The sequence below is a fragment of the Enterovibrio qingdaonensis genome, assembly GCF_028683135.1.
GTDB classification, from domain to species: domain Bacteria; phylum Pseudomonadota; class Gammaproteobacteria; order Enterobacterales; family Vibrionaceae; genus Enterovibrio; species Enterovibrio qingdaonensis.
In genome coordinates, this window is record NZ_JAJUBB010000008.1 from 74,445 (window position 1) to 100,621 (window position 26,177).

The 26,177-nt window shown below is 50.0% G+C and carries 27 protein-coding genes; 17 read left to right on the top strand and 10 right to left on the bottom strand.

Annotation, left to right across the window (positions count from 1 at the left end; translation table 11 throughout):
• Positions 1–151 precede the first annotated feature (151 nt).
• The 5 genes from lexA to LRP49_RS12630 all read left to right on the top strand — a co-directional run bounded on the left by lexA (position 152) and on the right by LRP49_RS12630 (position 5,443).
• Positions 152–775, top strand: a complete 624-nt coding sequence (gene lexA / locus LRP49_RS12610) for a transcriptional repressor LexA (RefSeq protein ID WP_274142587.1) — start codon at positions 152–154, stop codon at positions 773–775.
• A 435-nt stretch (positions 776–1,210) separates the two neighbouring features.
• Complete coding sequence (coxB, locus tag LRP49_RS12615) at positions 1,211–2,365, top strand: cytochrome c oxidase subunit II (RefSeq protein ID WP_274142589.1); 1,155 nt, start codon at positions 1,211–1,213, stop codon at positions 2,363–2,365.
• A gap of 12 nt (positions 2,366–2,377) precedes the next feature.
• The gene (ctaD, locus tag LRP49_RS12620; protein ID WP_274142590.1) at positions 2,378–3,970 is read left to right on the top strand and encodes a cytochrome c oxidase subunit I; all 1,593 of its coding nucleotides are present in this window, start codon (positions 2,378–2,380) and stop codon (positions 3,968–3,970) included.
• Between the two features lie 8 nt (positions 3,971–3,978).
• The gene (locus LRP49_RS12625; RefSeq protein WP_274142591.1) at positions 3,979–4,530 is read left to right on the top strand and encodes a cytochrome c oxidase assembly protein; all 552 of its coding nucleotides are present in this window, start codon (positions 3,979–3,981) and stop codon (positions 4,528–4,530) included.
• 16 nt (positions 4,531–4,546) lie between these two features.
• Positions 4,547–5,443 carry a cytochrome c oxidase subunit 3 gene (locus tag LRP49_RS12630; protein ID WP_274142592.1) on the top strand — a complete coding sequence of 299 codons (897 nt, stop codon included), beginning with the start codon at positions 4,547–4,549 and terminating at the stop codon, positions 5,441–5,443.
• Between the two features lie 13 nt (positions 5,444–5,456).
• On the opposite strand, the gene LRP49_RS12635 is transcribed toward LRP49_RS12630, so the two are convergent.
• Complete coding sequence (locus tag LRP49_RS12635; protein WP_274142594.1) at positions 5,457–5,663, bottom strand: DUF2909 domain-containing protein; 207 nt, start codon at positions 5,661–5,663, stop codon at positions 5,457–5,459.
• Here LRP49_RS12635 and LRP49_RS12640 point away from each other — a divergent pair.
• From LRP49_RS12640 to dinF, 6 genes are read left to right on the top strand one after another with little or no spacing between them, the layout of a single operon-like run.
• Complete coding sequence (locus LRP49_RS12640; protein ID WP_274142595.1) at positions 5,653–6,429, top strand: SURF1 family protein; 777 nt, start codon at positions 5,653–5,655, stop codon at positions 6,427–6,429. The two genes, LRP49_RS12635 and LRP49_RS12640, sit on opposite strands and share 11 nt — an antisense overlap.
• A complete protein-coding gene (locus tag LRP49_RS12645) occupies positions 6,426–6,959 on the top strand; it encodes a hypothetical protein (RefSeq protein WP_274142596.1) in 534 nt (177 codons plus the stop codon). The genes LRP49_RS12640 and LRP49_RS12645 overlap by 4 nt, the downstream gene beginning before the upstream one ends.
• Before the next feature lie 2 nt (positions 6,960–6,961).
• Positions 6,962–8,017 carry a COX15/CtaA family protein gene (locus tag LRP49_RS12650; protein WP_274142597.1) on the top strand — a complete coding sequence of 352 codons (1,056 nt, stop codon included), beginning with the start codon at positions 6,962–6,964 and terminating at the stop codon, positions 8,015–8,017.
• Positions 8,010–8,921: a heme o synthase gene (gene cyoE, locus LRP49_RS12655; protein WP_274142599.1), complete on the top strand. Its 912-nt coding sequence runs from the start codon at positions 8,010–8,012 to the stop codon at positions 8,919–8,921. The genes LRP49_RS12650 and cyoE overlap by 8 nt, the downstream gene beginning before the upstream one ends.
• A 28-nt stretch (positions 8,922–8,949) precedes the next feature.
• Positions 8,950–9,468, top strand: a complete 519-nt coding sequence (locus tag LRP49_RS12660) for a GNAT family N-acetyltransferase (RefSeq protein WP_274142600.1) — start codon at positions 8,950–8,952, stop codon at positions 9,466–9,468.
• A 39-nt stretch (positions 9,469–9,507) separates the two neighbouring features.
• Positions 9,508–10,848 (top strand): MATE family efflux transporter DinF, encoded by a 1,341-nt coding sequence (gene dinF, locus LRP49_RS12665; protein ID WP_274142602.1) that lies wholly within the window; start codon positions 9,508–9,510, stop codon positions 10,846–10,848.
• A gap of 51 nt (positions 10,849–10,899) precedes the next feature.
• Here dinF and nfuA read toward each other — a convergent pair whose 3' ends face one another.
• Positions 10,900–11,484 carry a Fe-S biogenesis protein NfuA gene (gene nfuA, locus LRP49_RS12670; protein ID WP_274142603.1) on the bottom strand — a complete coding sequence of 195 codons (585 nt, stop codon included), beginning with the start codon at positions 11,482–11,484 and terminating at the stop codon, positions 10,900–10,902.
• 79 nt (positions 11,485–11,563) lie between these two features.
• Positions 11,564–12,256: a ComF family protein gene (locus LRP49_RS12675; RefSeq protein WP_274142604.1), complete on the bottom strand. Its 693-nt coding sequence runs from the start codon at positions 12,254–12,256 to the stop codon at positions 11,564–11,566.
• A 39-nt stretch (positions 12,257–12,295) separates the two neighbouring features.
• Between LRP49_RS12675 and bioH the strand changes: the two genes are divergently transcribed.
• From bioH to LRP49_RS12690, 3 genes are all read left to right on the top strand, one after another.
• Entirely contained in the window at positions 12,296–13,075 is a 780-nt protein-coding gene (bioH, locus tag LRP49_RS12680) for a pimeloyl-ACP methyl ester esterase BioH (protein WP_274142605.1), read from the top strand.
• A gap of 101 nt (positions 13,076–13,176) precedes the next feature.
• Entirely contained in the window at positions 13,177–13,509 is a 333-nt protein-coding gene (locus LRP49_RS12685) for a hypothetical protein (RefSeq protein WP_274142607.1), read from the top strand.
• Between the two features lie 113 nt (positions 13,510–13,622).
• Entirely contained in the window at positions 13,623–14,096 is a 474-nt protein-coding gene (locus tag LRP49_RS12690) for an ATP-dependent Lon protease (RefSeq protein ID WP_274142608.1), read from the top strand.
• Between the two features lie 74 nt (positions 14,097–14,170).
• Here LRP49_RS12690 and LRP49_RS12695 read toward each other — a convergent pair whose 3' ends face one another.
• On the bottom strand, positions 14,171–16,504 hold the full coding sequence (locus LRP49_RS12695; protein ID WP_274142609.1) for a Tex family protein: 2,334 nt from the start codon (positions 16,502–16,504) through the stop codon (positions 14,171–14,173).
• A 41-nt stretch (positions 16,505–16,545) separates the two neighbouring features.
• Positions 16,546–17,031 carry a transcription elongation factor GreB gene (greB, locus tag LRP49_RS12700; protein ID WP_274142610.1) on the bottom strand — a complete coding sequence of 162 codons (486 nt, stop codon included), beginning with the start codon at positions 17,029–17,031 and terminating at the stop codon, positions 16,546–16,548.
• Positions 17,032–17,340: 309 nt separating this feature from the next.
• Between greB and ompR the strand changes: the two genes are divergently transcribed.
• The 3 genes from ompR (at position 17,341) to LRP49_RS12715 (ending at position 19,935) form a co-directional block, all read left to right on the top strand.
• Positions 17,341–18,057, top strand: coding sequence for an osmolarity response regulator transcription factor OmpR (gene ompR, locus LRP49_RS12705; RefSeq protein WP_274142611.1), 717 nt, complete (start codon positions 17,341–17,343; stop codon positions 18,055–18,057).
• Between the two features lie 3 nt (positions 18,058–18,060).
• Positions 18,061–19,407 (top strand): two-component system sensor histidine kinase EnvZ, encoded by a 1,347-nt coding sequence (envZ, locus tag LRP49_RS12710; protein ID WP_274142612.1) that lies wholly within the window; start codon positions 18,061–18,063, stop codon positions 19,405–19,407.
• Between the two features lie 150 nt (positions 19,408–19,557).
• A complete protein-coding gene (locus LRP49_RS12715) occupies positions 19,558–19,935 on the top strand; it encodes a GntR family transcriptional regulator (RefSeq protein ID WP_274142613.1) in 378 nt (125 codons plus the stop codon).
• Between the two features lie 45 nt (positions 19,936–19,980).
• On the opposite strand, the gene recG is transcribed toward LRP49_RS12715, so the two are convergent.
• The 5 genes from recG to gmk form a co-directional block, all read right to left on the bottom strand.
• The gene (recG, locus tag LRP49_RS12720; RefSeq protein ID WP_274142614.1) at positions 19,981–22,062 is read right to left on the bottom strand and encodes an ATP-dependent DNA helicase RecG; all 2,082 of its coding nucleotides are present in this window, start codon (positions 22,060–22,062) and stop codon (positions 19,981–19,983) included.
• Positions 22,063–22,100: 38 nt separating this feature from the next.
• The gene (gene trmH / locus LRP49_RS12725) at positions 22,101–22,793 is read right to left on the bottom strand and encodes a tRNA (guanosine(18)-2'-O)-methyltransferase TrmH (RefSeq protein ID WP_274142615.1); all 693 of its coding nucleotides are present in this window, start codon (positions 22,791–22,793) and stop codon (positions 22,101–22,103) included.
• A gap of 117 nt (positions 22,794–22,910) precedes the next feature.
• On the bottom strand, positions 22,911–25,016 hold the full coding sequence (gene spoT / locus LRP49_RS12730) for a bifunctional GTP diphosphokinase/guanosine-3',5'-bis pyrophosphate 3'-pyrophosphohydrolase (RefSeq protein WP_274142617.1): 2,106 nt from the start codon (positions 25,014–25,016) through the stop codon (positions 22,911–22,913).
• Between the two features lie 22 nt (positions 25,017–25,038).
• Positions 25,039–25,314 (bottom strand): DNA-directed RNA polymerase subunit omega, encoded by a 276-nt coding sequence (rpoZ, locus tag LRP49_RS12735; RefSeq protein WP_067412613.1) that lies wholly within the window; start codon positions 25,312–25,314, stop codon positions 25,039–25,041.
• A gap of 103 nt (positions 25,315–25,417) precedes the next feature.
• Positions 25,418–26,041 carry a guanylate kinase gene (gmk, locus tag LRP49_RS12740; protein ID WP_274142618.1) on the bottom strand — a complete coding sequence of 208 codons (624 nt, stop codon included), beginning with the start codon at positions 26,039–26,041 and terminating at the stop codon, positions 25,418–25,420.
• Positions 26,042–26,177 lie beyond the last annotated feature (136 nt).

Sequence of the window (26,177 nt, forward strand, 5' to 3'; positions counted from 1 at the left end):
AGAAGTTTTGCAGCTATGCACCCGTCAAATGTAAACCGAAAAGTGTGAACTGTGTACGGCTTGTTAGCCTCTCGGATTCGATCTGTGCCTTTTCAAGTGGTTAAACACTGGATATACTCACAGTTAACTGTATAAAAAGACAGGTCTGATTATGAAGCCGTTAACCGCGAGACAACAGCAAGTCTTTGATCTTATCAAAGCAAAAATCGACGACACCGGTATGCCGCCAACGCGTGCTGAGATCGCGAAAGAACTGGGTTTCCGCTCTGCGAATGCTGCGGAAGAACACCTAAAAGCGTTGGCGCGTAAAGGCGTGCTTGAAATCGTACCTGGCGCGTCGCGTGGTATCCGTCTGTTAATTGACACGGAAGCTGCGAACGACGACGTAGGTTTGCCATTGATCGGTCGTGTGGCCGCAGGTGAGCCTATTCTGGCGCAGGAACACGTTGAAACCCATTACCAAGTCGACCCGTCACTGTTTAAACCGCATGCGGATTTCCTGCTGCGAGTGAATGGGATGAGTATGAAAGACATTGGTATCATGGATGGCGATTTGCTGGCCGTGCATAAAACTCAGGATGTGCGCAATGGGCAAGTGGTTGTCGCGCGTGTAGAAGATGATGTGACCGTTAAGCGTCTTGAGCGAAACGGGAATCAAGTTCTACTGCATGCAGAAAATGAAGAATTTTCACCGATTGTTGTCGACCTGACGCAACAGCACCTCACCATTGAGGGTATTGCAGTGGGTGTGATCAGAAACACTGACTGGATGTAATACGTTACATCCATTCATCAAACTCCAAAAAAAGATGACTTCAGTGAAAAAGCTGAACGTTATCTTTTTTTTGGGGTATTTTATGTGCCTCAAGCCCTGATAGACGCCTACCTATACATTCTTTTCGTTTCACATTTCTTTCTGTATTAAGCGATAAAGTCACCATGTTTGCCTTTCTTTTACAAGGCTTAGCGCGGGCAGAAAAAGATTTTTGCATCAGCTAAATTCATCAAAATCTCACATCCTGAAACAGTTGTCTTTATCTCGTAAATTCGTGGATGGGTTCATGTTTTAGTGCATTTTGCGGTTCATTTTTTGTTCTTTTACCATTCTTTGCCTAGCTTTATTTGTAAACAAAGTGTTAATCGCTGTTTCTGAATATTTTCTGCAGCTACTGGCTCACTGCATAGCGTAGAGATTTTGAGGAGGGATCCGGTGAAGAATCGCCAACTTCTATCCACGCTCGCACTACTTTCCATGTCTTCGTTTGCCGCTCAGGCGTCAAGCGAAGCGTCCGCGTTTAATTTAACGCCGGGTGTCACGGAAATAAGTGCCAAGGTTTATGACCTTCACATGACCATCCTTTGGATCTGCGTCGCCATTGGCGTTGTGGTGTTTGGTGCTATGTTTTGGGCCATTATCCACCATCGCAAATCGAAAGGCGCCGTTGCTGCAAATTTCCACGAAAGTACCAAAGTGGAAATCCTCTGGACGCTTATACCTTTCTTAATCCTCATCAGCATGGCGGTCCCTGCCACTCAGGTGCTGCTAGAAATGGAGGATCCGACCGACTCGGAACTTACCATTCAGGTCACTGGCTCTCAGTGGAAATGGCATTACCGCTATTTCGACCACGACGTTGAGTTTTTCTCTTTGCTGGCGACATCCGCTGCACAAATCGATGGTGATGCGAAGAAACGTGAAACCTATTTGCTCGAAGTCGATAGACCTTTAGTCGTGCCGATCGGCCAGAAAGTGCGTTTCCTTATTACCTCGGAAGACGTGATTCACTCTTGGTGGGTTCCCGATTTTGCAGTGAAGAAAGATGCTAACCCTGGCTTTATTAATGAAGCGTGGACGCGTATCGACAAACCGGGAATCTATCGTGGGCAATGTGCAGAGCTTTGCGGAAAAGACCATGGCTTTATGCCGATTGTGGTTATTGCCAAACCGGTTGATGAGTTTGAAGCTTGGGTTCAAAAAACTGCCTCTGAGCAAGCACAGGTTCGTGAAGAAGAGCAAAAACTTCTGGCAATGAACATGGACATGGAAGAGCTGATGACGCTGGGTGAGGAAGTGTATAACTCGCGTTGTGCAGCATGTCATCAGGTCAATGGGTTGGGTTTACCCGGTGTGTTCCCTGCACTTGCGCAGCAAGGTATTTCGGCTGACCCCGAGAAGGTGCTCGAACACCTCAATATTGTTATTCACGGCAAACAAGGCACCGCAATGCAGGCGTTTGGCGCACAGTTGGGCCTGAAAGAGTTGGCTGCGGTTATTACGTATGAGCGTAATGCGTGGGGGAACGATACCGGAGACACGATTCAGGCTTCCCAAATCAATGCAGTGCTTAACGGCGATGATCTTTAAGGAGAGATGGCAATGACAGATATGACGCCAGATCAGGTAGGTCACGACGACCACGACCATGATCATAAACCCCGAGGGTTGATGCGTTGGCTGTTAACAACCAACCATAAAGACATTGGTACCATGTATCTGGTCTTCAGCTTCACCATGTTCTTGGTGGGTGGCGCGATGGCACTGATCATTCGTGCTGAGCTATTCCAGCCGGGGCTGCAACTTGTTGATCCAAACTTCTTCAACCAGATGACGACGGTGCATGGGTTGATCATGGTATTTGGTGCTGTCATGCCGGCCTTTACCGGGCTGGCCAACTGGATGGTACCCATGATGATTGGTGCGCCTGATATGGCATTGCCTCGCATGAACAACTGGAGCTTTTGGATTCTGCCGTTTGCCTTCTTCATGCTGCTGATGTCGCTATTTATGGAAGGGGGCGGGCCTAATTTTGGTTGGACCTTCTACGCGCCGCTTTCAACCACGTATTCACCTGACAGTACTGCTCTGTTTGTCTTTGCTGTGCACATTATGGGTATCAGCTCCATCATGGGGGCGATAAACGTTATCGTTACCATCATGAACCTGCGCGCGCCGGGCATGACGTACATGAAGATGCCCCTGTTTGTGTGGACATGGTTTATTACCGCCTTCTTGCTGATTGCTGTAATGCCAGTGCTCGCTGGGGCGGTCACCATGGTATTGACGGACAAATACTTTGGTACCTCTTTCTTTGATGCGGCGGGTGGTGGCGACCCTGTGATGTTCCAACACATTTTCTGGTTCTTTGGTCACCCAGAGGTGTACATCATGATTTTGCCGAGCTTCGGCATTGTATCCGCGATTATTCCTGCGTTTGCACGTAAACCTCTGTTTGGTTATGCCTCCATGGTATACGCCACAGCCTCCATCGCTGGTTTGAGCTTTGTCGTTTGGGCACACCATATGTTCACTACGGGCATGCCTGTGTTTGCTGAACTCTTTTTCATGTATTGCACCATGCTTATCTCGGTGCCGACTGGGGTGAAGGTATTTAACTGGGTAGCCACGATGTGGCGAGGCTCGATGACATTCGAAACGCCGATGCTGTTTGCGTTGGCCTTTATTGTCCTGTTTACGATCGGGGGTTTCTCTGGGCTGATGCTGGCAATCACGCCGGTGGACTTCCAATACCATGATACCTACTTTGTGGTGGCGCATTTCCACTATGTGTTGGTGTCGGGAGCGATTTTCTCCATCATGGCGGCAGCCTATTATTGGCTGCCTAAATGGACGGGTCACATGTACAACCAGAAGCTGGCGAACTGGCATTTCTGGTGCTCACTGATTTCGGTCAACATCTTGTTCTTCCCTATGCATTTCCTTGGCTTGGCAGGTATGCCTCGCCGTATTCCAGACTACGCGCTGCAATTTGCTGACATCAATGCGATCGTCAGTGTTGGTGCGTTCTTGTTTGGTTTCTCTCAGCTCATCTTCTTGGTGCTGGTGGTGAAATGCGCACGTGGTGGCGACCCTGCACCTGCGAAACCTTGGGATGGTGCGGAAGGTCTGGAGTGGACAGTACCGTCTCCCGCGCCTTACCACACCTTTTCTACGCCACCAAAAATCGATTGAGGTAGGCCATGGGTGAAAGTCACGAGCAACAATCACAACGTTCGAGTCGCTCCGCAGCCAAACTAGCAGGAATGGCGGTGCTGATGTTTGGTTTCGCTTTCGCCCTCGTTCCACTCTATGACGTGTTCTGCGATATCACAGGCATTAACGGTAAAACCAGTGATGTCGCGGCGGAGCAAAGTGAGCAAGTCGACTTCTCTCGTACCGTGACGGTCGAGTTTGTGTCTTACATTAATCCCGGCCTAGGCTGGGATTTTGTGCCAGAAATAAAACGCATTTCTGTCCACCCCGGTGAGACACACACGATTGCGTATCGTGCGACAAACAACACAGCGGTCAACTCTATTGGTCAGGCCGTGCCATCGGTTAGTCCAGGGCTTGCCGCGCAGTATCTCAATAAAATTGAGTGCTTTTGCTTTAATCGACAACCACTGGACGCAGGGAAAGATGCGGAATTGCCTTTGGTATTTTACGTTGACCCTGAATTACCAGACGACATCAACACTCTGACGCTGGCGTACACCTTGTTCAGTGTCAAACCTGAGCCTGTGACTCAATAACTGCAGTGAGGTCATCATGACAACAACGCATACCAACACAGATGCCCAACAGGATTATGAAAGCTACTACGTGCCAGCCCAGAGCATATGGCCGATCGTAGGTGCTGTGGCTCTGTTCTTTATCGCTATGGGGGCTGGGTCGACCGTCGCGGGTCTATTTGGTGGCAATGGCCCTTGGATGCTGCTGGCCGGGATTGGCATCTTACTCTTTATGCTGACGGGCTGGTTTCGTGATGTGATTCGAGAGTCGATGGGTGGCATGTACTCTTCACAAATGGATCGCTCCTTCAGGCAAGGTATGAGCTGGTTTATCTTTTCTGAAGTGATGTTCTTTGCCGCATTTTTTGGCGCGCTGTTTTATGCACGAATGATTGCAGTGCCTTGGCTTGGTGGTGATAGTAACAACGCCATGACGGCAGAAGTGCTGTGGCCGGACTTTATTCCGACTTGGCCGTTGGAGAAAACGCCGGGTGGTGTTGAAACCACTGCGATGGGGGCGTGGGGATTGCCCCTTATCAATACCATCATTCTTTTGACATCATCTATCACTCTTCACATCGCGCATGTGGCAATGGAAGAAGGCAACCGCCAGAAACTCAAAGTGTTCTTGGGCGCAACTGTCTTGTTGGGTTGGATATTCCTCGGTCTTCAGGTTGAAGAATATGTGCACGCGTACCAAGAGTTGAACCTCAGGCTGGACTCTGGCATTTACGGCAATACCTTCTTTTTATTGACGGGCTTCCACGGCATGCATGTGTTCTTGGGGTCGATCATTTTGTTCATTATTTTGCTGCGCGTATTGCGAGGGCACATGACGCCTGACAGCCATTTCGCATTTCAGGCAGGTGCTTGGTACTGGCACTTTGTAGATGTGGTATGGCTGTGCTTGTTTGTGTTCGTTTACATCTTATAGCTTAAGATACTCCTCAGTAAGGGCGGCTGTTGGGTTCGATAACCCCGGTCGCCAATGCAATGAGTAAGATTACGAAAGCAATCACAGAGAAAAGAACACGTCTACCGAGGTAGCGAGACAAAGGTACATCGGACTGGCCTTTGACCAAAATGGGCAACGCGCGAAACAGATTAAAAACGATAAATATCAGCAAGCATACAAGGATCCCTTTGAGCAGCATATTGCCTCCTGTTGACCAAAATGATGATCAGAACGTGGATAATTTGTCTTCTTCCAAAGTACGCCGAATCAGAAGAATTGGTTTCCTTGTCTTTACTTTGGCGATGACTGCGCTGCTGGTCAAGTTAGGTTCATGGCAGATGTCACGGGCTGACGAAAAAGCCCAGCTTTTAGCCCAGCTCGATATTCGGCAACAAACGGTACTAACCGACGTGGATGCGCGCAATGTGGACTTAAAAGGGTTTGGCGTTGCGATAATAGGGCAGTTTGATGATGAAAAAAGCATCCTGCTTGATAATCAAACCCTAAATGGACAAGTCGGTTACCGTTGGATAGTGCCATTTCATCATCAAGGTCAATGGATACTGGTGGAATTAGGATGGATAGCCGCTCCTGCACGACGCGATGAACTGCCAGTGCTGCCATCAATTGGTAACACGTTGCTTGTCAAAGGGGTGTTGGATACACCTTCTGACAGGGTGGTATTAAAACAGGAAAACACCGACGTTAGGTGGCCGCTTCGCATTCAGTCTGTGGACATTGATGCGTTATCGGAAAAAACAGGACAAGCCTTGTCGCCATGGATAGTGCGTTCAGCAGGCCTTGAAGATACACAAGGAAGCCAGGTAGATGTTGGCGTCATCCCCGTTTGGAATCCGGTGGTGATGTTACCCGAAAAGCACTATGCCTATGCTGCACAATGGTTTGGATTAGCCCTTGTTGTGGTGATTGGATTTTTGGTTTGGTGGAGAAAGGGGCATTTATGACAGGGAAGAAAGCAGTGCTATTTGTGACCATCGCCTTTTTGCTGCCGGTTTTAGCAGCCAAGTTGGTGCTGGAAATGGGCTGGTATAATAAAGGCGTGACTAACAGTGGCGAGTTGTTGTCCGGACAAACACAAACGGAATGGCTTCAGCATCAAGGGCAGTGGCGGCTGATTTATACCTTGCCGGATAACTGTGATGAACAATGTGAAAGTGCGCTTTTTCAGCTCAATCAAATTCCGGTTGCTGTGGGACGAGAGCGTGAACGCGTAGCCAGTATTTTGCTCGTGCCTGAAAACAGGGCGGATGATGAGCCTGCCCAGCCTGAAGTGACTGAGCAGACAATCGACGCTGCCCAGTTGCAAACATTGTCGGCATTGCCTCACGCTGGCGAAGCCATTTATCTTGTCGACCCTCTGAATAACCTCATATTGGCGTACCCCATTCCTCACAGCAAAGATGCGCAAATTAGTCAAAGCAAAGGGCTTTTGAAAGATCTGCGTAAGCTCATGAAGCTCTCGAAGGTGGGGTGAATATGGATAAAGAAAAACGCTACCTTGCCCTGATTTACGGCGCGCTATTACTGGCAATCGTGGTGGTTGCACTTGGGGCGTTTACTCGCTTGACCGAAGCGGGACTTGGCTGTCCAGACTGGCCAGGGTGCTATGGCTTTCTGACGGTGCCTCAATCCGCAGAACACATTGAGCAAGCCTCGTTAGCTTTTCCTGATGCCCCTGTGGAAATTCAAAAAGCATGGAATGAAATGATCCATCGCTATGTAGCAGGCACCTTAGGGTTGGTGATTGCGGCGATTGCCTTTTTAGCATGGCGTAGTCCGTCACGAAACCGCCTATTACCGTCCATCCTTTTAGCTGTAGTGACATTTCAGGCCGCGCTTGGCATGTGGACAGTGACCATGAATTTGATGCCCATTGTGGTCATGGGGCACCTTCTCGGCGGGTTTACCACGGTGACTTTACTGTTTCTTCTCGCGTTGACCGAAAGACGCAGGCTGAGCACGGCGACAGTATCCGCTCAGGCTGAGAAACGAGAGGTATCGGGAAAAGTGAAGGTGTTAGCCGTAGGGGCATTCGTTGCCGTTGTGCTTCAAATTGCTTTGGGTGGATGGACATCAGCCAACTATGCCGCTGTCGTCTGTACCGAATTGCCGGTGTGTGAAGCAGACTGGATAAGCAAGTACGACGCTGACGCTTTCCACCCCATTAGCCCGGCAAATGAAACCTATCAATATGGCGTGCTTAACTTCGATCAGCGCGTCACCATCCATGCGACACATCGCATTGGTGCCATGTTGGTTACTTTGCTTGTTCTCGCGTTGGCGTGGTCCGTTCGAACACCTCTGGGCTCTCGTACGTCTTTTATGTTGACCGCAGCGTTGGCTCTGCAAATTACGTTGGGCGTGACCAATGTCGTCGCCTATTTACCGCTTTCCGTCGCCGTCGCACACAACCTTTGCGGCCTGCTTTTATTGCTTGTGATGGTGAAAACCACCGTACAGATATTTTCGCCTGCATCCGTGTCCGTTAAGCAGGTGCCTTCAGGGGATACAGGGAGGTTAAGTCATGGCTAAACTAACACAAACGCTGGTAAGAGATACCACAACAGACACACCGCAATGGCGAGACTACCTCGAACTGACCAAACCAAAAGTTGTTGCTATGTTGCTGCTGACAGCGATGGTGGGAATGTGTCTGGCTGTGCCCGTGTTACCACCGGCAAAAGCGGTGATACTGGGTTTGCTCGGGATTGGTATGCAAAGTGCGGCCGCCGCCGTGTTTAATCATGTGATTGATCAGCGTATTGATAGACAGATGCAGCGCACCATTCATCGACCTGTTGCCAAAGGAAGGGTTGGTACCGCTCAGGCACTTACCTTTGGTGTGGTACTGATGGTTGCTGGGTTTGCATTACTCTGGATGCTCAATGCCCTTGTCGCTTGGCTAACATTTGCCAGCCTGATTGGCTATGCACTGGTCTACACGGTATGGCTCAAGCACGCTACCCCACAAAACATCGTGATTGGTGGTCTTGCTGGTGCAATGCCGCCGTTATTGGGGTGGGTTGCTGTGACCGGACAACTTGACCCGCATGCGCTTTTGTTGGTCGTGCTTATCTTCACGTGGACACCGCCACACTTTTGGGCTCTCGCTATTCACCGCGAGAAAGACTATGCCAAAGCGGGTGTGCCTATGTTGCCTGTGACGCATGGTATCGATTTCACCAAAACCATGATTTTGCTGTATACCTTGCTGCTTGTCGTCGTGGGCTTTTTGCCATGGCTCTCCGGGATGAGTGGACTGATATATCTCTTTGGTAGCCTAGCGTTAAACCTTGGTTTTGCTTGGTATGCGTGGTGCCTAAAGTTTGCCGATAAAAAAGGTCTGGCTTGGCAAACCTTTAAATACTCCATCTGGCATATCTTCGGCTTGTTTGTCGTGCTGTTGGCCGACCATGCATGGAATGCGTTAGCATAAGGACATCACATACAGCCTGAGTAGTGAGATGCCGCTTTCTCGTCTTCAATTTTCCACGCCACGGCTAGATGCCGTGGCGTTTGGTTCTTCCAGTGATATTACCGATGACGTCTCACGTCGTATTGCCAATATTCTGAGCCCGTCAGTTAAACAGCATCTGCCACCCGATATGTCAGCGGTGGTTGACCCTGTATCTGCTGCGCATTGGCTGTCGGAAATCCTATCTGAGGCCACGTTTGTGTCTGTTTCCTTGAAAGGGACGAAAGAGTTAGTGGGCTTTGTCTTGCTGTATGCCATTAATGATACGCCTGAGAAAATGGCATTGCGCATTGGCTATGTTGTGTCGGAAGAGCATCAGGGTAACGGGTTTGCCAGTGAAATTATCGAAGGGGTAGTCGCATGGTGCCGCGCGTCGGGATGTGTTTCGTCGCTGGCGGGTGGGGCCGAGCAGGCAAATGCGGCATCCATAAGGGTATTGATGAAAAATGGCTTTACATTGGAGGCTGAGTCAGGGAGCGATACCGTCTTTCTCTCGCTCACTTTCTGATACACTTCGCCCACTTGTCCCTCGTCGAATTAACGGATTATGCTCCCGGCTCTTCAACAAAAAGCACTGCATCTTCGGGTGTTCTCTCTCGCGTTTCCTATGGTTCTGTCCAATATCACCGTGCCTTTACTTGGGCTGGTGGATGCGGCAGTCATCGGTCACCTTGAACATGCATGGTATTTAGGCGGTGTTGCCGTAGGCAGTACCATGATCGCGGTTACCTTTTGGTTGCTTGGCTTCCTGAGAATGGCAACGACAGGCCTGACGGCACAGGCGTGGGGGGCAGAAAACAAAACCGGCTTGGCAAATGTATTCCTTCAGGGCTTATCACTGGCTTGGCTACTCGCGCTGGTAATCGTGGTATTACATCCTTTCATTGCAGACGCAGTATTTAGCGTAAGTGATGCCAGTGAACAAGTGAAATACTACGCGGAACAATACTTTTCCGTTCGTATTTGGAGTGCACCTGCTGCCCTGACTAATTTGGTTATCATGGGTTGGTTACTGGGCGCACAAAACGCCAGAAAACCAATGACATTGGTGATTGTGGTCAATGCGGTCAATATCGTGCTTGATCTGCTGTTTGTAGTTGGGTTTGGCTGGAAAGTAGAAGGTGCGGCCGCGGCAAGTGTGATTGCGGATTACACGGGTATGGTTCTTGGGCTGTATTTTGTCGCAGGGACTTGGAAAGCATCGTCTCTGCCGTCACCGCTTGCGCAGTGGAAAAAGGCATCTTCCGGTATGGGACGTCTTCTCAAGCTGAATCGCGATATTTTCCTGCGAAGCCTTTGCCTTCAGTTAGCGTTTACCTTTATGACCTTTCAAGGTGCGACACTGGGTGATGATGTTGTTGCCGCCAATGCGGTGTTGATGAACTTTCTGATGCTGGTGTCCTTTGCGATGGATGGTTTCGCGTACGCCATGGAGGCAATGGTTGGCAAAGCCGTTGGCGCGAAGAATCGGGAAGAACTGCTCACGTCACTTGCCGCAACAACGCTATGGAGCTTTGTGATTTCCCTGCTTATCACCTTGGGATTTTTACTGGGCGGGCAAGGCATTGTCGGGCTCATATCGGATATTCCGGCAGTTAGAGAGCAAGCATTTATCTACCTCCCATGGTTAGTGGCGATGCCGCTGGTTTCAATGTGGTGTTTCTTGTTAGATGGCGTGTTTATCGGAGCCACACGAGGCAGGGAAATGCGCAATACCATGTTTATGTCGATGGGCGGATTTTTTTCAATTTGGTGGTTATTGAGTGGCTATGGTAACCATGCGTTGTGGGCAGCGATGCTTGGATTTATGGCCTTAAGAGGACTAACACTGGCCCTGTTGTTTACGTATCAATGGCGTCGAAATACCTTTTTAGCTGCGCACGCTTGATACGAAAAAGGCACCCACGGGTGCCTTTTCTTGTTCGACAGACGCTTACGATTAGTAGTAAGAGTGGTCGCCGTGCGCGTGCTCAGTCATGTCGCGCACGCCATTCAATTCGCCGCTGAACTCTTCTAGCAGCTGCTTTTCGATGCCATCTTTCAACGTAACATCAACCATTGAACAACCATTACAACCGCCGCCAAACTGAATCACAGCCACGCCGTCTTCGGTGATTTCAACCAAGCTGATGTGACCACCGTGGCCAGCCAACTGTGGGTTAACCTGCGTTTGGATAACGTACTCTACGCGTTCCATCAATGGAGCGTCATCAGACACTTTACGCATTTTTGCGTTTGGTGCTTTCAGGGTTAACTGAGAGCCCATTTTATCCGTGACAAAATCAATCTCAGCGTCTTCCAAGAAAGGCAGGCTTAGCTCATCGATATACGCTGAAAAACCGGCGAAGGTGATTTCAGTATCGGTTGCCTCAATGGCATCTTGTGGGCAGTAGGACACGCCACACTCTGCATTTTGAGTACCAGGGTTTACGACAAAAACTCGGATGTTGGTGCCTTCTGGCTGCTGTTCCAGCAGCTTAGCGAAATGGCTTTGTGCATTTTCTGTAATAGTAATTTGAGACACGGCTTCTTACCTGAATGATCCAGTACTTGTTTATATTGTACGCTTGTTTTGTTCCGCTATCACCCCTGAAGCGGTGCGGTTAATTTTTGCGTCCCGCTTGAGGAGGTGGCGTGCGGCATACACAGTAAATATCGATATGCTTTACACCATTACTTCTCAGTAAATCACAAACCTGCGAAAGGGTTGCTCCTGTTGTGACGACATCATCGACCAGCGCAAGACGTTTAGGAAGTGTGCCTGACACGGTAAACGCATTGTCGAGATTAGTGAGACGAGATTGTCTATCTAAACCCTTTTGTTGACGAGTCGCACGTACGCGTTTTAGGAGATTGGGCTCACAATCAACGTTAAGTTGCTTAGCAAGTGAGCGCGCTAACACCTGGCTATGGTTGTATCCGCGCCACATGCGGCGACGCCAATGCATTGGAATGGGTGTAATGACTGACGCGGGCTCATCGATTCGTGTCGCGATCAACGAGGCTAACTCATCGGCAAGCCAGTACTGTCGTTGATATTTAAAGCGGTGCAATAGGGTTGTGTAAGGGAAGGTGTAGCTTCCGATGCACGTGAGCGAGTCCCACTTTGGTGGCGTTGTTAAGCAGCGTCCACATAATTCTATCTCATAGGGTGCAGGTAGCCCGCACCGCAAACATCTTGGGCTTTGAGGCAATGTGCTATGACAAGCTTCACACCAAGATGTTCTGTGCTCCTCCAACCTGTGATGGCAAAGCTGACACCGCAATGGCAGGGCGCGTAAGATAGAGCGAAACATAGGGACAGTGACATTCTTCAATATTTTCAGGCAGTTTAAATGACGACACCTCTCTACTGGCACACGGAAGGCCAAGGCTACGATCTGATTCTCATCCACGGATGGGGGATGAACAGCGCGGTATGGAAAAACCTCCTGCCAGGTCTCACTGAGCACTTCCGAGTACATTGCGTCGATCTTCCCGGATACGGGTATAGCCAGCCGACCGATGATCTTTCGTTAGAGCAAATGGCACGCACTTTGCTTAAAGATCTACCGCAAAGCGCGATTTGGGTCGGATGGTCACTGGGTGGCTTAGTTGCAACGCAAGCAGCCCTAATGGCTCCTGAGCGAGTAACAGGCTTGGTGACAGTTTCCAGCTCTCCACGCTTTGCGGCAGAACATGGATGGCGAGGGATAAAACCCGAGGTATTGGAAGCGTTTACGAAACAGTTGGCTGAAGATTTTAGTGCTACAGTCGAGCGTTTCATGGCACTTCAAGCGATGGGAAGCCCAACAGCAAGGCAAGATATTAAGTGGTTGAAAGAGGCGGTCCTCTCTCACCCGTCTCCTCAACCTGAAGTGCTTCAGGCCGGTCTTAATATCCTTGCTGATGCTGACTTGAGGCCTCGGTTGCGTGAAATTTCAATGCCTTGGCTGAGAATGTACGGTCGGCTTGATGGCTTAGTACCTGTGAAAGTGGCGCAAGAATTGGATATTTTGGTGCCTCGGTCGCAGCGGCAAATCTTTGCCAATGCATCTCATGCCCCGTTTATCTCGGATCCTCAACACTTTACGCAGGAACTCTTGGCTTTCTGCGGACAGTGTTTGCCATCCTGACGTGACGAAGTGGTTAAATAAAGTGAAATAGGGCTAAATTTTAAACAATGTTGGCCGATACTTTATTCATCTCACTTGCTATGGCAACAGGAGAGACCATAATGAATATAGGTAACGTTGGGTATTCTCAGCACACTTATGCTAAGCCGGCCTCTGTGAATCAGGAGGCAAAGGCGAATCAGGCAAAGGAAGTGGCAGAGGGTGCAAAGCAGTCTTACGAGCAAGTCGCCAAGGATGTGTCTGAAGGTAAGGCTGTGAATAAAGCAACGGAAGCCGAAGGAAAAACTTCGTCTGGCGTTGAATCTTTCACTTACGGGGCACTGGGCATGGACCACCCTGAAGAAGTGAAAAGCAACGATGATGCTGCGTATTCAGCAGGTCAGGTATTGTCAGCTTTGGGCACCATTGGGGGTCTAATCGCAGTCTTGGTCTAAACGTAGTACCTAACAAATTTCGCTGTAGAGATACAGCACGTGCATACGCGGGGTAATCCCGCGATATGCTCGCAGGCGGCAAGGCCTTCGGTCGATGTTGGGAGAACATTGGCATGAATATTTCGCCCGCAAACGTCAGCATACCCGCTGTCGTACCATCAGTTAACCCGCCTACCGAACAGGTCGCGCGGGAAAATCGCGTGCGCGAAAAAATTGTCCCTCCGAAGCAGCCTGGAGCCAGTGCAGAGGAGCGGCCTGTCGCGCAGGAAGAGAAGCAACTCAAGAACCCTTCGTGGGATCCTTCTGAACATCCTAACTATGCTGACATCACTCAAAACCAAAATGAATTTTCAGGTGGACAGTTTGCCGCGCATGAAACACTGAGCCAGCTATCTGCCATGCTTTCCAGCAACTCGTATGTGCCACAAGACGAAAATGGCTATGCGATGAAGATAAAGCTGCCGAAAGAGATTCTGGACAAGATTGATGAGCTGAAAGAGTCTCAGCGAACGGGCGCAGTTGTCGCGATGCGATACCAGCAATCGTCTGCCGCGAACGTGCCGTCAGAAGTGCTTATCGTCATTTGACACGAGCAAGTCAAAAAGAAAAACAGCACCATTTGGTGCTGTTTTTGGTTTGGCAGTGAGTTTGGGTTTAGCAATTAGTTTCGCTTTGCTTTGGCAAACGCGTCCGCAAATGCACCGCCAAAGGCTGATTGGTTTCCACCGCGATTGTCGCGACTACCTTTGTCCTTGCCAGAAAAGCTGCGTTCTTGATTGCGAGCAGGGCGAGACTCACGAGTCGGTTTATTGTCTGCTCCAGGCTCATCGGTAAGGCGCATTGATAGTGCGATACGCTTGCGCTGTAAGTCCACTTCCATCACTTTGACTTTCACCACGTCACCAGCCTTCACCACTTCGCGTGGGTCAGAGATGAATTTGTCGGAAAGTGCTGATATGTGCACCAAACCATCTTGGTGAACGCCAATATCAACAAACGCACCGAATGCGGTCACGTTGGTGATTGAGCCTTCCAGCACCATGCCTGGTATCAGGTCTTTCACTTCGTTGACGCCTTCTGCAAAGGTCGCAGTCTTAAATTCAGGGCGAGGGTCGCGACCTGGCTTGGCAAGCTCAGAAAGAATGTCCGTCACCGTTGGGATACCAAAGGTATCGTCGGCATAATCTGCCGCTTTCAAACCGCGCAGGAAGTCGTGGTTGCCAATCATTGCATCGACACCCTTGCCAGATTGTTCGGCAATACGCTTAACGACAGGGTAGGCTTCTGGGTGAACAGATGAGCCATCTAGTGGGTTCTTGCCATTCATCACGCGCAGGAATCCCGCACATTGTTCAAAGGCTTTAGGGCCAAGGCGTGGCACCTTAAGCAAGGTTTTGCGGTCTCCAAATCGACCATTCTCATCACGGAATGCCACAATGTTGGCGGCCATGGTGGTTGAAAGGCCTGCAACACGGGTCAGCAGAGCCGCTGAAGCACTGTTAACGTCAACGCCGACGGCGTTTACACAGTCTTCGACCACGGCATCCAGACGTTTTGCGAGTTGGCTTTGGCTAACGTCGTGCTGGTACTGACCCACACCGATAGATTTCGGATCGATTTTCACCAACTCTGCCAGCGGATCTTGCAGGCGACGCGCGATAGACACCGCGCCACGCAGTGACACGTCTAGCCCTGGAAACTCAGCAGCAGCGAGCTCAGACGCTGAGTAAACGGATGCACCGGCCTCACTCACCATGACGGTTTGAATTTTTTCACCCGCGTCTTTAAGCATGCCCGCGACAAACGCATCAGTTTCGCGCGAAGCGGTGCCGTTGCCAATCGCAATCAAATCCACGCCGTGCTTTTTCACCAGTGCCATCACCACGCGCGCCGACTCTGCAATCTTGTTCTGTGGTGGCGTTGGGTAGATGGTGGCGGTATCCAGCAGCTTACCCGTGTTGTCGACTACCGCGACCTTACAGCCCGTACGTAAACCCGGGTCGATACCCAAGGTGCAACGCGGGCCAGCAGGGGCTGCCATCAGTAAGTCTTTCAGGTTGTCCGCAAACACTTTGATTGCGTCGGTCTCGGCGATTTCACGCAAATTGCCCATCAACTCGGTTTCCATGTGCATCAAGATTTTGATACGCCATGCAAAGCTGACAACTTGCTTACGCCACTTATCTGCTGCTGCAGAACCCAAAGAGATGCCGTAATGGTTGGTAATGATTGTTTCGCAGTAGGAGCCCGTAACACCTTCTTCCTGACCAGGATCGGCGTTCAGTGACAGCTGCAATATGCCTTCGTTGCGGCCACGGAACATAGCCAGTGCGCGGTGAGACGGTACTTTGCTCAGCAATTCATCATGTTCAAAGTAGTCTTTAAATTTCGCCCCTTCGTTTTCTTTACCAGACACAACACGGGATTGGATTTGTGCTTGTTGGTTGAGGTGACGACGGATTTTATCCAACAGTGCAGCGTCTTCTGCAAATTGCTCCATCAAAATCGCACGTGCACCGTCCAAAACAGCCTTAATGTCAGCAAAGCCTGCGTCGACGTTTAGGTATTTTTCGGCTTCGTTTTCTGGCTCATGATCCGGCTGCTCCCAAAGAAGTGCCGCCAATGGCGCAATGCCTGCTTCGATAGCAATTTGACCTTTAGTGCGACGCTTAGGTTTGTAGGGCAGGTATAAATCTTCGAGACGGTTTTTGCTGTCTGCATCAAGGATGTCTTTTTTCAGCAAATCGGTCAGTTTGCCTTGCTCATCGATGGACTTCAGGATCACCTGACGGCGGTCTTCTAACTCACGCAGATAGCCTAAACGCGATTCCAGATTACGCAGTTGGGTGTCGTCGAGGCCGTTGGTGACCTCTTTACGGTAACGCGCGATAAAAGGGACGGTATTGCCGTCATCGAGCAAATTTACTGCAGAAGTGACTTGCGCTTCGCGGACATTCAACTCGGTCGCGATTTGTTGATAGATAGAATTAGTCATGATGTTCCTTTACGTGACACCTCGCCTTAGACGGCGCGGTGTTAAAGTTCGTCTTGTTGATAGGTGATGGTATTGATGTACCAGACCTTTGGCCCTTCCGGTGTGTTCACCACGGCTTCGTCATCCACTTCTTTTTTAATCAGGGCGCGAGCCATTGGGCTATCAATAGAGATGTAATCTTTGCGGCCGTAGATTTCGTCTGGCCCGACGATGCGGAATGTGAGGGTGTCGCCGTCTTCGTTTTCAATATCCACCCAGGCCCCAAAGAACACCTTGCCATCTTGTTGTGGGTTGTAGTCGACGACACGAAGAATTTCGAGACGCTTTCGCAAGTAGCGCACTCGGCGGTCGATTTCTCTCAACAAGCGTTTATTGTATGTGTAATCGGCATTCTCGGAGCGGTCGCCCAGACTTGCAGCCCAAGAGACAATCTTGGTGATTTCAGGACGTCGCTCTTTCCAGAGGTAGTCGAGCTCTTGCTTGAGTTTGTTATAGCCTTCTCGGGTGACCAAGTCGGTTTTCTTCATTACGTTTTCCGAGGATGAATGTCATTTTCGACACGTGTTATAACCGCTTTGGCGCGCGGATTAAAGGGAACAGACACGGCAACGTTAACCCGGTATATGAAATGGATTGTTGATCACCACATCTAGGAGTATAAAACGGAGGACGCGAACCCGTTACAACTCGTAACAGTTTTTGGTAGCGCAGACGGTAACTCTGATGTTTCATAGCATGGTGAGGCTATACAATCGACGATATACCCAAGCAACTTGGCGATGTCAGGTGTGAGGTTGTTTGGGTATATAACTGCCGTCAGATGAGAAAGGTTAGTCATGCAAGAAAATTACAAGATCCTGGTTGTTGATGATGATATGCGTTTGCGCTCGTTGCTGGAGCGTTATTTGTCTGAGCAAGGTTTTCAGGTTCGCAGTGTGGCGAATGCTGAGCAGATGGACCGCTTGCTGGCACGCGAAAATTTCCACCTGATGGTGTTGGATTTGATGCTGCCGGGTGAAGATGGCTTGTCGATTTGCCGCCGTTTACGTCAGGCAAATAACCAGCTTCCAATTCTGATGCTGACGGCCAAAGGTGACGAGATCGACCGTATTGTGGGTTTGGAAGTGGGTGCGGATGATTACCTACCAAAACCGTTTAACCCTCGTGAGTTGCTAGCACGTATCCGTGCAGTGCTGCGTCGTCAAACGATCGAAGCACCTGGTGCGCCATCAAGCGAAGAAAAAATCGTTGAATTTGGTCAGTTCCGTTTGAATCTGGGTACCCGCGAAATGTTCCGTAACGACGAGCCACTGACACTGACGTCAGGCGAGTTTGCGGTACTGAAAGCACTGGTGACCAATGCGCGAGAGCCAATGTCTCGCGACAAGCTAATGAACATGGCGCGTGGCCGTGAGTATTCCGCGATGGAGCGTTCAATTGACGTTCAAATTTCGCGACTTCGCCGCATGATTGAAGAAGATCCGAGTAAACCGCGTTATATTCAGACCGTTTGGGGTCTGGGTTATGTGTTCGTTCCTGACGGGGAAGCATAATTCATGCGCTTTTCCCCACGAAGTAACTTCGCGCGTACACTCGTGGTTCTGGCTGGCTTGCTTATCGCCAGCCAGATATTCTCCTACCTGACCATCCTCAATTACGCCCTTCTGCCAAGTATTAAACAGTTCAATAAGATACTGGCACATGAAATATCCGTGATTTTGGAAGATAACGTCACGCTGGGTGATGGCAAGGTGTACCACCTTGATGAAGCCTTACGTCGTCAATTGTTGGCGAAGCTTGGTGTCACACTGCATGAGGCGTCAGAGCCTGATGTGATGCATGAGTTTGACCAAGCTGCCACGATCGACCTACTCAGCGAAGACATGACAGAAAAGCTGAATGCGCCAACTGAAGCGCGTATCAGTTTGGATGACAAGAGTTACGTTCTCTGGCTTGAAAGCAAAGCCTTTCCGGGGCTTGTGATGCGCATTCCGCTGTCGGAATTGCATCAGGATGATTTCCAACCGCTATTTTTGTACTCCATGGTGATTGCACTCATGGTGATTGGCGGCGGCTGGATGTTTATTAAGATGCAGAACCGTCCACTTGCGGTATTGGAAAAAGCGGCATTGGATGTGGGACGGGGCACTTTTCCGCCACCGTTACCCGAGCGAGGAGCCTCTGATATCCGCGCCGTGACCAAAGCATTTAATCAGATGAGTGAAGGTATTCGTAAGCTTGAAGAAGACCGCGCACTTCTGATGGCGGGGGTCAGCCACGACTTGCGCACACCACTAACGCGTATTCGCCTTGCGACCGAGATGATGTCTCCGGAAGACAGCTATCTCGCTGACAGCATGATTAAGGACACGGAAGAGTGTAACGAAATCATCAACCAATTCATGGATTATCTGCGATCAGTTCAGTTGCAGGACATGGATCAGATTGATTTAAATGCGTTAGTGGATGATGTCTCCGTTGCTGATGGTGCGACGGGCCATGAGTTAGAACTCAGTAAAGGTGAGCTCATCGGCGAGCTTGAAGCCAATGAAGTGGCGATCCGCCGCGCTGTGACGAACTTAGTCGTGAATGCTGTTCGCTATGGTGGTGGCTGGGTGAAAATCAGCACTGGTAGTACGGCAGACAGACGTCATCAATGGATTGCGGTTGAGGACAATGGTCCGGGAATTGCTCCCGATCAGGTCGAGACAGTCTTGCAGCCCTTCACTCGCGGTGATACCGCACGTGGCAGTGAAGGTACGGGGTTGGGCCTTGCCATTGTGAAGCGCATAGTTGAACAACACAAAGGTGCGCTTCGACTGACGCAACGCTCTGAAGGTGGTTTGCGTGCGCAAATTGTCTTACCGACGAAGAGAAAATCGCCGCGTAATAGCCGCCACTAGGTTTATTACTCACCCCACTGAAAAAGCAGGCCATTGGTCTGCTTTTTTTCTGCCTATCAAAATTGAGAAAAAATCCCGCGCTATTTTTGTCTCATTTGTGAGTCATCTGCTAATACTGTAATAAAGCTCCAATACAGCAGGGATGAAAACATGAAAGTGGTAATCGATCCGCAGGACCCATCACCCAAGTTTCGTCAACTGATCACACAAATCCAACGACAGATAGTTGCAGGCACCTTGATGCCGGGCGAAAAGCTGACTTCTGTTAGAAAGTTAGCGGTAGAGCTGAATATCAACCCTATGACCATTTCTCGTTGCTATCAAATCATGGAAAAGTTGGGATGGCTTGAGCGTCGACGGGGTATTGGGATGATTGTTGCTCGTGAAGGCCTCAACGACAGAATGGAAGACCGATTTGGTTTTGTTGAGTCCAAGCTGAAAACGCTGATCACCGACGCGAAAGAGGTAGGGTATAGCCGCTCTGAAGTGATGGCATTGGTCATGCAATACTGGGAAGAAGAAGAGTAACGGAGATACGCACCATGCGATGATGCATATCTCAACGTCGAGGTATCAGGCGTTGCTGTATCTGTCTTTGTTGCCCAGCCAACGTTCAATAATGGCTTTGGCATTTTCGGGATAGCTTTGGTGAAGGTACAACGCCAATTTTTGCACCTCAGGGATCATTTTCTGATCGCGCACCAGATCGGCGATTTTAAATTCGGCCATGCCCGTTTGCTTGGTGCCCAGTAATTCCCCTGGACCGCGAATTTCCAAATCTCGCTGCGCAATCACGAAACCGTCACTGCTTTCACGCAGTACGCCCAATCGCTGGGTTGCGGTTTTAGACAGCGGCGCGTGATACAACAAAACACAATGGCTCGCGACTGAACCTCGTCCCACTCGTCCTCGAAGCTGGTGAAGCTGTGCAAGGCCCAAGCGTTCCGGGTTTTCGATGATCATCAGGCTGGCGTTAGGAACATCTACCCCCACCTCAATCACTGTAGTAGCAACAAGCAGGTGTAATTCGCCGGATTTGAATGCCTGCATCACGGCCTGCTTTTCCGCTGCTTTCATTCGACCATGCACCAAGCCAATGTTGAGGTCGGGCAGGGCGCGGGACAAATCATCCGCAGTTTCTGCGGCGGCTTGCGCCTCCAGCACTTCTGATTCATCAATCAATGTACACACCCAGTAGGCCTGACGGCCTTCTTCTAAGCAAGAGGCATGAACGCGGTTGATAATGTCGATACGGCGGGTATCCGGCACGGCAACAGTCTGAATAGGCGTTCGTCCGGGCGGAAGTTCATCGATAATCGAGGTATCTAAATCTGCGTATGCCGTCATGGCGAGGGTACGCGGGATCGGTGTCGCTGTCATGATGAGTTGATGCGGGTGGACACCTTGTTTCATGCCTTTTTCGCGAAGCTCTAAACGCTGGTGGACACCGAAACGGTGCTGTTCATCAATGATGACTAAGGCAAGTTTGTCGAATTCGACGTGTTTTTGGAACAGGGCGTGGGTGCCGACCACCATTTTGGCTTCGCCACTGGCAATCTTGGCTAGCTCTGCTTCTTTGGCTTTTCCGGTGAGCTTGCCCGCCAGCCAGCCGACGGAAATCCCTAGAGGTTCCAGCCAGTTAGCAAAATTGATGGAATGCTGCTCTGCGAGAAGCTCGGTCGGTGCCATCAAGGCAACTTGATAGCCCTGCTCGATGGCTTGTAATGCTGACAGCGCAGCCACTAAGGTTTTACCTGAGCCTACATCGCCCTGCACCAATCGCATCATGGGCTTGCTTAACCCCATGTCGCGCTCGATTTCAGCGACCACGCGAGATTGTGCCCCAGTTGGACTGAAGGGGAGAGATGCCAATAACTTCGGCTTCAAGTCAGTGGATGGCGGCAAAGAATAGGTGGGATCTTGCTGTAGCTTGCTACGCACGGCGAGCATCGACAGGTTTTGCGCCAATAACTCTTCGAGAATTAATCGCTTTTGCGCGGGGTGTTCACCCGCTTCCAACTGCGTGACAGAGATATCTGGTGTTGGGCGGTGCAAAATTTTCAACGCATCGCGCAGGGTAATTTGTTTGTTATACAAGCCGTCGGGCAGTAATTCCTGAACGGCTGCGCCATCGAGGAGTGCCAATGCTTGATCCGTCAGACTTCGAAGTGTCAGTTGGCGCAAGCCTTCCGTTGTAGGGTATACGGGCGTCAGGGTTTCTTCTAATGCCAATTCGGTAGGCTCGGAAAACACCTTGTATTCGGGATGAATGATTTCCAATCCCCCCTGACCACGCTTGATTTCCCCATAGGCTTTAACACGCTTACCTTGTTCGAGGCTGTTTTTCATTGCGGCATTGAAATTGAAAAAACGCAGGGTCAACGAGCCGTTGCCATCGGTAATCTTCACGGTCAGCATACGGCGGCGGCCAAAGGTGGTGTTATTACTGACGACTTCGCCTTCAACCGTTGCATGTTGGCCCGGCATCAAGCTCATGATGGGCCAGATACGGGTTCGGTCTTCGTAGCGATAGGGGAGATGAAACAATAAATCTTGGACCGTAAACAGGCCCAGTTTTTCTAGCTTCTCAGCCATTTTTCCACCGACACCTGTCAGTGACGTGACGGAAACGGCGTCTAACATTGAAGCGCGCATGGCGTTCTCATCTCTCCTAAATCAATACGGCGACAGTCTTATTTAGCTGCCTGCATTTTTGCCCACCAAGCTTCGTCTGCCACGATTTGGCCTTCATCATCCAAATCGGGGTAAGGCAAGCCTTTACGTTTTGCCACTTTCGCCAGAACAGGGTGACCTCGCTCGAAGATGATGCGGCCTACTTCATCTTGAGGGATCAGGGTGCGTGTACGTTGATACATGCCTGCGTTTTGACGTTGACGTTGCGCTTCGTAAAGAATTAAAGCACTGGCAACCGATACATTCAGCGACTGTACCATACCTAACATGGGAATGATGATGTCTTGATCTGCCAATTCAAGTGCTTGCTTGCTGATCCCCGTTTTTTCTTGGCCCATAACAATCGCGGTGGGTTTGGTGTAATCAATGTCACGAAAGTCGACGGCGGTGTCAGACAGGTTAGTCACAAGAATCTGCATGCCTTTTTCTTTTAACATGGTAAAGGCGTCGGGTGTGTTGTCATGAGTGACGACATCAACCCAGTTTCGTGCGCCCGCTGACGTGCCGCCTAAGGTGCGCATTTTGCTGTTTTTGGGCCATACCGCGTGTACCTGATGTACACCGACAGCATCGGCAGTACGTATGATGGCCGAAATGTTGTTTGGCTTATGGACTTCTTCCATGCACACAGTAAGGTCCGGTTGACGGGTCGCCAACACTTCGTGAATGCGTGCAAAACGTTCTGGTGTCATGGTGTTTTTTCTCGTTTAAATACCCAAGCTATTCGACGGTGCTTGAATCTTGGATTCTTCAGTATGAAAACGCCCGCAATAAAGCGGGCGTTGAACATTGTTGCCTAAGCGACAGAATCAATTTTTCTGACGGCTGACTTTAACCACATTTGGCATCACGCGAATACGTCGCATGATATTGGCTAAATGGACACGGTCCTTGGTCGTCAACTTGACGTAGATGGTGTAAAGACGCCCATCTCGCTCTTCTGTGGTTAGACCCAATATATTGGAGCCCGTTGCCGCAATCGTATTGGTCAAATCCGCCAGTGCACCTTGGTGATTCAGCATGTCCACGCGAAGACCAGTGGTGAAGTCTTGATCGATATCATCACCCCACTCCACAGACATGTACTTGTCTGGCTCTTGGCTGTAGCCGCGAACGTTAGCACATTCTTCACGGTGAATAACCAGACCTTTACCCGGGCTGACGTGCGCAACGATATGGTCGCCTGGCAACGGTCGGCAGCAGTTTGCATAGGTCAGCAAAATACCTTCCGCACCGCGGATAGGTAGGCAACCGCCTTGCTCTTCTAAGCTGTCGGCATCACCCAGTAAACGCTTGGCAATCACCACGCTCATCAATTCGCCAGAACCAATATCTGCAAGCAAGTCTTCTAATGTCGCCAATTTCAGATCTTGCAGAACCTTGTTCAGATTCTCTTTCTCGACATCTTGAACATTCATCGCACCCAGTGCGTGATTGAGCAGACGTCGACCTAAAATAACAGACTCTTCACGACGCTTGGTTTTCAGAACCTGACGGATTTTGGTCCGCGCGCGTGATGTAACGACATAGTTCAGCCATGCGGCATTCGGACGTGCACCCGGTGCGGTGATGATCTCAATCGTCTGGCCATTTTTCAGGGCCTGACTGAGTGGGTAAGACTGGCGATTGACGCGCGCGCCCACACAAGAGTTACCGACATCGGTATGCACGGCGTAGGCAAAGTCTACCGCCGTTGCACCAACAGGCAGTTCAACAATACGACCTTTAGGTGTAAAGACGAACAGCTCATCGGGGAACAAATCTGATTTAACGCTTTCGATAAATTCAAACGAACTACCGGCACTTTGCTGAAGTTCGAGCAAGCTCTGCATCCAACGCTGTGCACGGACTTGAGCAGTGGTACCGCCACTTGCCCGATCGGAACCATCTTTGTATGCCCAGTGTGCAGCAACACCTTTGTCCGCCATTTGATCCATGTCTTCAGTACGAATTTGTACTTCAACAGGGACACCATGAGGACCAATCATTGATGTGTGCAGTGACTGGTAGCCATTAGCTTTTGGTACCGCGATGTAGTCTTTCATGCGACCTGGACGTGGTTTGTACAGATTGTGCATTTGACCCAGTACGCGGTAGCAGGTATCCAAGTCATCGACGATGACACGGAAAGCGTAAAGGTCCATGATGGTATGAAAGCGCTGCTCCTTGTTCTTCATCTTGTTGTAGATGGAGTACAAGTTTTTTTCTCGACCTAGCACACGTGCTTTGATGCCGGCATCTTCAAGACGACCTTCAATTTCCGCATGGAATTTCTGGATCATTTCTTTGCGATTACCGCGGGCTTGGATAACGACCTCTTTCAACACGCGATAGCGCGTTGGATACAACGCCTCAAAGCCCAACTCTTCAAGTTCAACTTTGATATTATGAATACCGAGGCGGTGCGCCAGTGGTGAGAAAATCTCAAGGGTTTCGCGAGCGATACGACGGCGTTTATCTGGACGCAGAGCACCGAGCGTGCGCATGTTGTGCGTACGGTCAGCGAGCTTGATCAGAATGACGCGAATATCATGGGCCATGGCCATGATCATTTTGCGGAAGTTTTCTGCCTGAGCTTCTTTGCGGTCGCGGAACTTAAGCTTATCGAGTTTGGACACGCCATCGACCAGATCGGCGACGTTATCGCCAAATCGCTGCTGGAGGTCTTCTTTGGTTACGTCAGTGTCTTCGATAACGTCGTGCAGCAGGGCTGCCATCAAGGTTTCGTGGTCAAGACGCATTTCCGCAAGAATACGGGCAACGGCGATGGGGTGGATAATGTAAGGTTCACCGCTTGAGCGGGTTTGCCCTTCGTGGGCGTCACGCGCGACCAAATACGCTTGCCGGAGTGCCTCTAAGTGCGACTCCGGCAAGTATTGTGCTGCGACTTCTCTCAGGCTATCAAAGAGATACAAACGGCCTGTTTCCTGAAGTTAATTAGCGAAGAGAACCTGTGATGGTGCTTACAGCTGCCATCTCAGCAGCTTCTTGCTCTTGCTGCTCTTGACGAGCACGCGCATCCAGGATTTCTTTAGTGATCAGGCCTTCTTCGATTTCACGCAGAGCGATAACGGTTTGCTTATCGTTCTCTTCCTGAACCAGTGCGTCTTTACCACCAGTTTGCATTTGGCGTGCGCGACGAGCTGCTACCAATACTAGATCGAAACGGTTGCCAATTTTTTCAACAGCGTCTTGAACGGTTACGCGTGCCATGAAGAAACTCCAGTAAGTGTAATAAAGTCAAAATGACCGAAAATTATACAAAAGCGATTGGATCTTAACAACCAACAAGTGGTTGGCGGCGCAAGTTTCGTAGTTATTGCGCCAGTAGTCTGTCCAGCATATCGTGATATTTGCTGGCTTGCTTGTCTTGTTTCATTCGCTCGGCGCGAAGGATGGCCTTCATGTCCATCAGAGCCATGTCGAAATCGTCATTCACAATAACGTAATCGTACTCGTTATAGTGAGAGATTTCAGAAACGGCTTCTTCCATACGCTTAGCGATGATTTCCTCAGAGTCCTGACCGCGCGCATTTAAACGACGCTCCAGTTCTTCGCGGCTTGGTGGAAGAATGAAAATGCTTTTTGCTTTCGGCATCTTCTTGCGGATTTGCTGGGCACCTTGCCAGTCAATATCCAAGAAAATGTCGACGCCTTTTGCCAGCATTTCTTCAATCCACAGGCGTGAAGTTCCATAGAAGTTGCCGAAAACTTCTGCATGTTCCAAAAACGCATCTTGCTCGATCAGGGCTTTAAAGTCGTCAACTGACACGAAATGGTAGTGAACACCGTTCTCTTCACCTGGGCGGGTCGCGCGTGTGGTGTGAGAAACAGACACTTTCATGTCATAACGAGGGTTGTCTTTTAACAGTGCCGAAATCAAGCTGGATTTACCGGCACCGCTAGGCGCTGAAACGATGTAAAGCGTACCTTGGCTCATGGTCTAGATCACTGTGAGGTTAAAGGGCGCGCAGAGTATCACGGACCGCTTAAAAATTGAATTACCATTTAGAATAACCTAATACCCGCTGGATTGGGTATATCCTGCGCTATCTTTGGCTAAATACCCAACCCGA

Excerpts from the sequence above, each read along its gene's own strand:
- dinF (WP_274142602.1), top strand. The coding sequence starts at position 9,508 with ATGCTCCCGGCTCTTCAACAAAAAGCACTGCATCTTCGGGTGTTCTCT.
- LRP49_RS12625 (WP_274142591.1), top strand. The coding sequence starts at position 3,979 with ATGGGTGAAAGTCACGAGCAACAATCACAACGTTCGAGTCGCTCCGCA.
- envZ (WP_274142612.1), top strand. The coding sequence starts at position 18,061 with ATGCGCTTTTCCCCACGAAGTAACTTCGCGCGTACACTCGTGGTTCTG.
- LRP49_RS12715 (WP_274142613.1), top strand. The coding sequence starts at position 19,558 with ATGAAAGTGGTAATCGATCCGCAGGACCCATCACCCAAGTTTCGTCAA.
- recG (WP_274142614.1), bottom strand. The coding sequence starts at position 22,062 with ATGCGCGCTTCAATGTTAGACGCCGTTTCCGTCACGTCACTGACAGGT.
- ompR (WP_274142611.1), top strand. The coding sequence starts at position 17,341 with ATGCAAGAAAATTACAAGATCCTGGTTGTTGATGATGATATGCGTTTG.
- ctaD (WP_274142590.1), top strand. The coding sequence starts at position 2,378 with ATGACAGATATGACGCCAGATCAGGTAGGTCACGACGACCACGACCAT.
- gmk (WP_274142618.1), bottom strand. The coding sequence starts at position 26,041 with ATGAGCCAAGGTACGCTTTACATCGTTTCAGCGCCTAGCGGTGCCGGT.
- LRP49_RS12675 (WP_274142604.1), bottom strand. The coding sequence starts at position 12,256 with ATGTTTCGCTCTATCTTACGCGCCCTGCCATTGCGGTGTCAGCTTTGC.
- bioH (WP_274142605.1), top strand. The coding sequence starts at position 12,296 with ATGACGACACCTCTCTACTGGCACACGGAAGGCCAAGGCTACGATCTG.
- LRP49_RS12635 (WP_274142594.1), bottom strand. The coding sequence starts at position 5,663 with ATGCTGCTCAAAGGGATCCTTGTATGCTTGCTGATATTTATCGTTTTT.
- rpoZ (WP_067412613.1), bottom strand. The coding sequence starts at position 25,314 with ATGGCACGCGTAACCGTTCAAGACGCTGTTGAAAAAATTGGCAACCGT.
- LRP49_RS12660 (WP_274142600.1), top strand. The coding sequence starts at position 8,950 with ATGCCGCTTTCTCGTCTTCAATTTTCCACGCCACGGCTAGATGCCGTG.
- cyoE (WP_274142599.1), top strand. The coding sequence starts at position 8,010 with ATGGCTAAACTAACACAAACGCTGGTAAGAGATACCACAACAGACACA.
- LRP49_RS12695 (WP_274142609.1), bottom strand. The coding sequence starts at position 16,504 with ATGACTAATTCTATCTATCAACAAATCGCGACCGAGTTGAATGTCCGC.
- LRP49_RS12630 (WP_274142592.1), top strand. The coding sequence starts at position 4,547 with ATGACAACAACGCATACCAACACAGATGCCCAACAGGATTATGAAAGC.
- LRP49_RS12650 (WP_274142597.1), top strand. The coding sequence starts at position 6,962 with ATGGATAAAGAAAAACGCTACCTTGCCCTGATTTACGGCGCGCTATTA.
- greB (WP_274142610.1), bottom strand. The coding sequence starts at position 17,031 with ATGAAGAAAACCGACTTGGTCACCCGAGAAGGCTATAACAAACTCAAG.
- LRP49_RS12690 (WP_274142608.1), top strand. The coding sequence starts at position 13,623 with ATGAATATTTCGCCCGCAAACGTCAGCATACCCGCTGTCGTACCATCA.
- trmH (WP_274142615.1), bottom strand. The coding sequence starts at position 22,793 with ATGACACCAGAACGTTTTGCACGCATTCACGAAGTGTTGGCGACCCGT.
- LRP49_RS12645 (WP_274142596.1), top strand. The coding sequence starts at position 6,426 with ATGACAGGGAAGAAAGCAGTGCTATTTGTGACCATCGCCTTTTTGCTG.
- LRP49_RS12685 (WP_274142607.1), top strand. The coding sequence starts at position 13,177 with ATGAATATAGGTAACGTTGGGTATTCTCAGCACACTTATGCTAAGCCG.
- lexA (WP_274142587.1), top strand. The coding sequence starts at position 152 with ATGAAGCCGTTAACCGCGAGACAACAGCAAGTCTTTGATCTTATCAAA.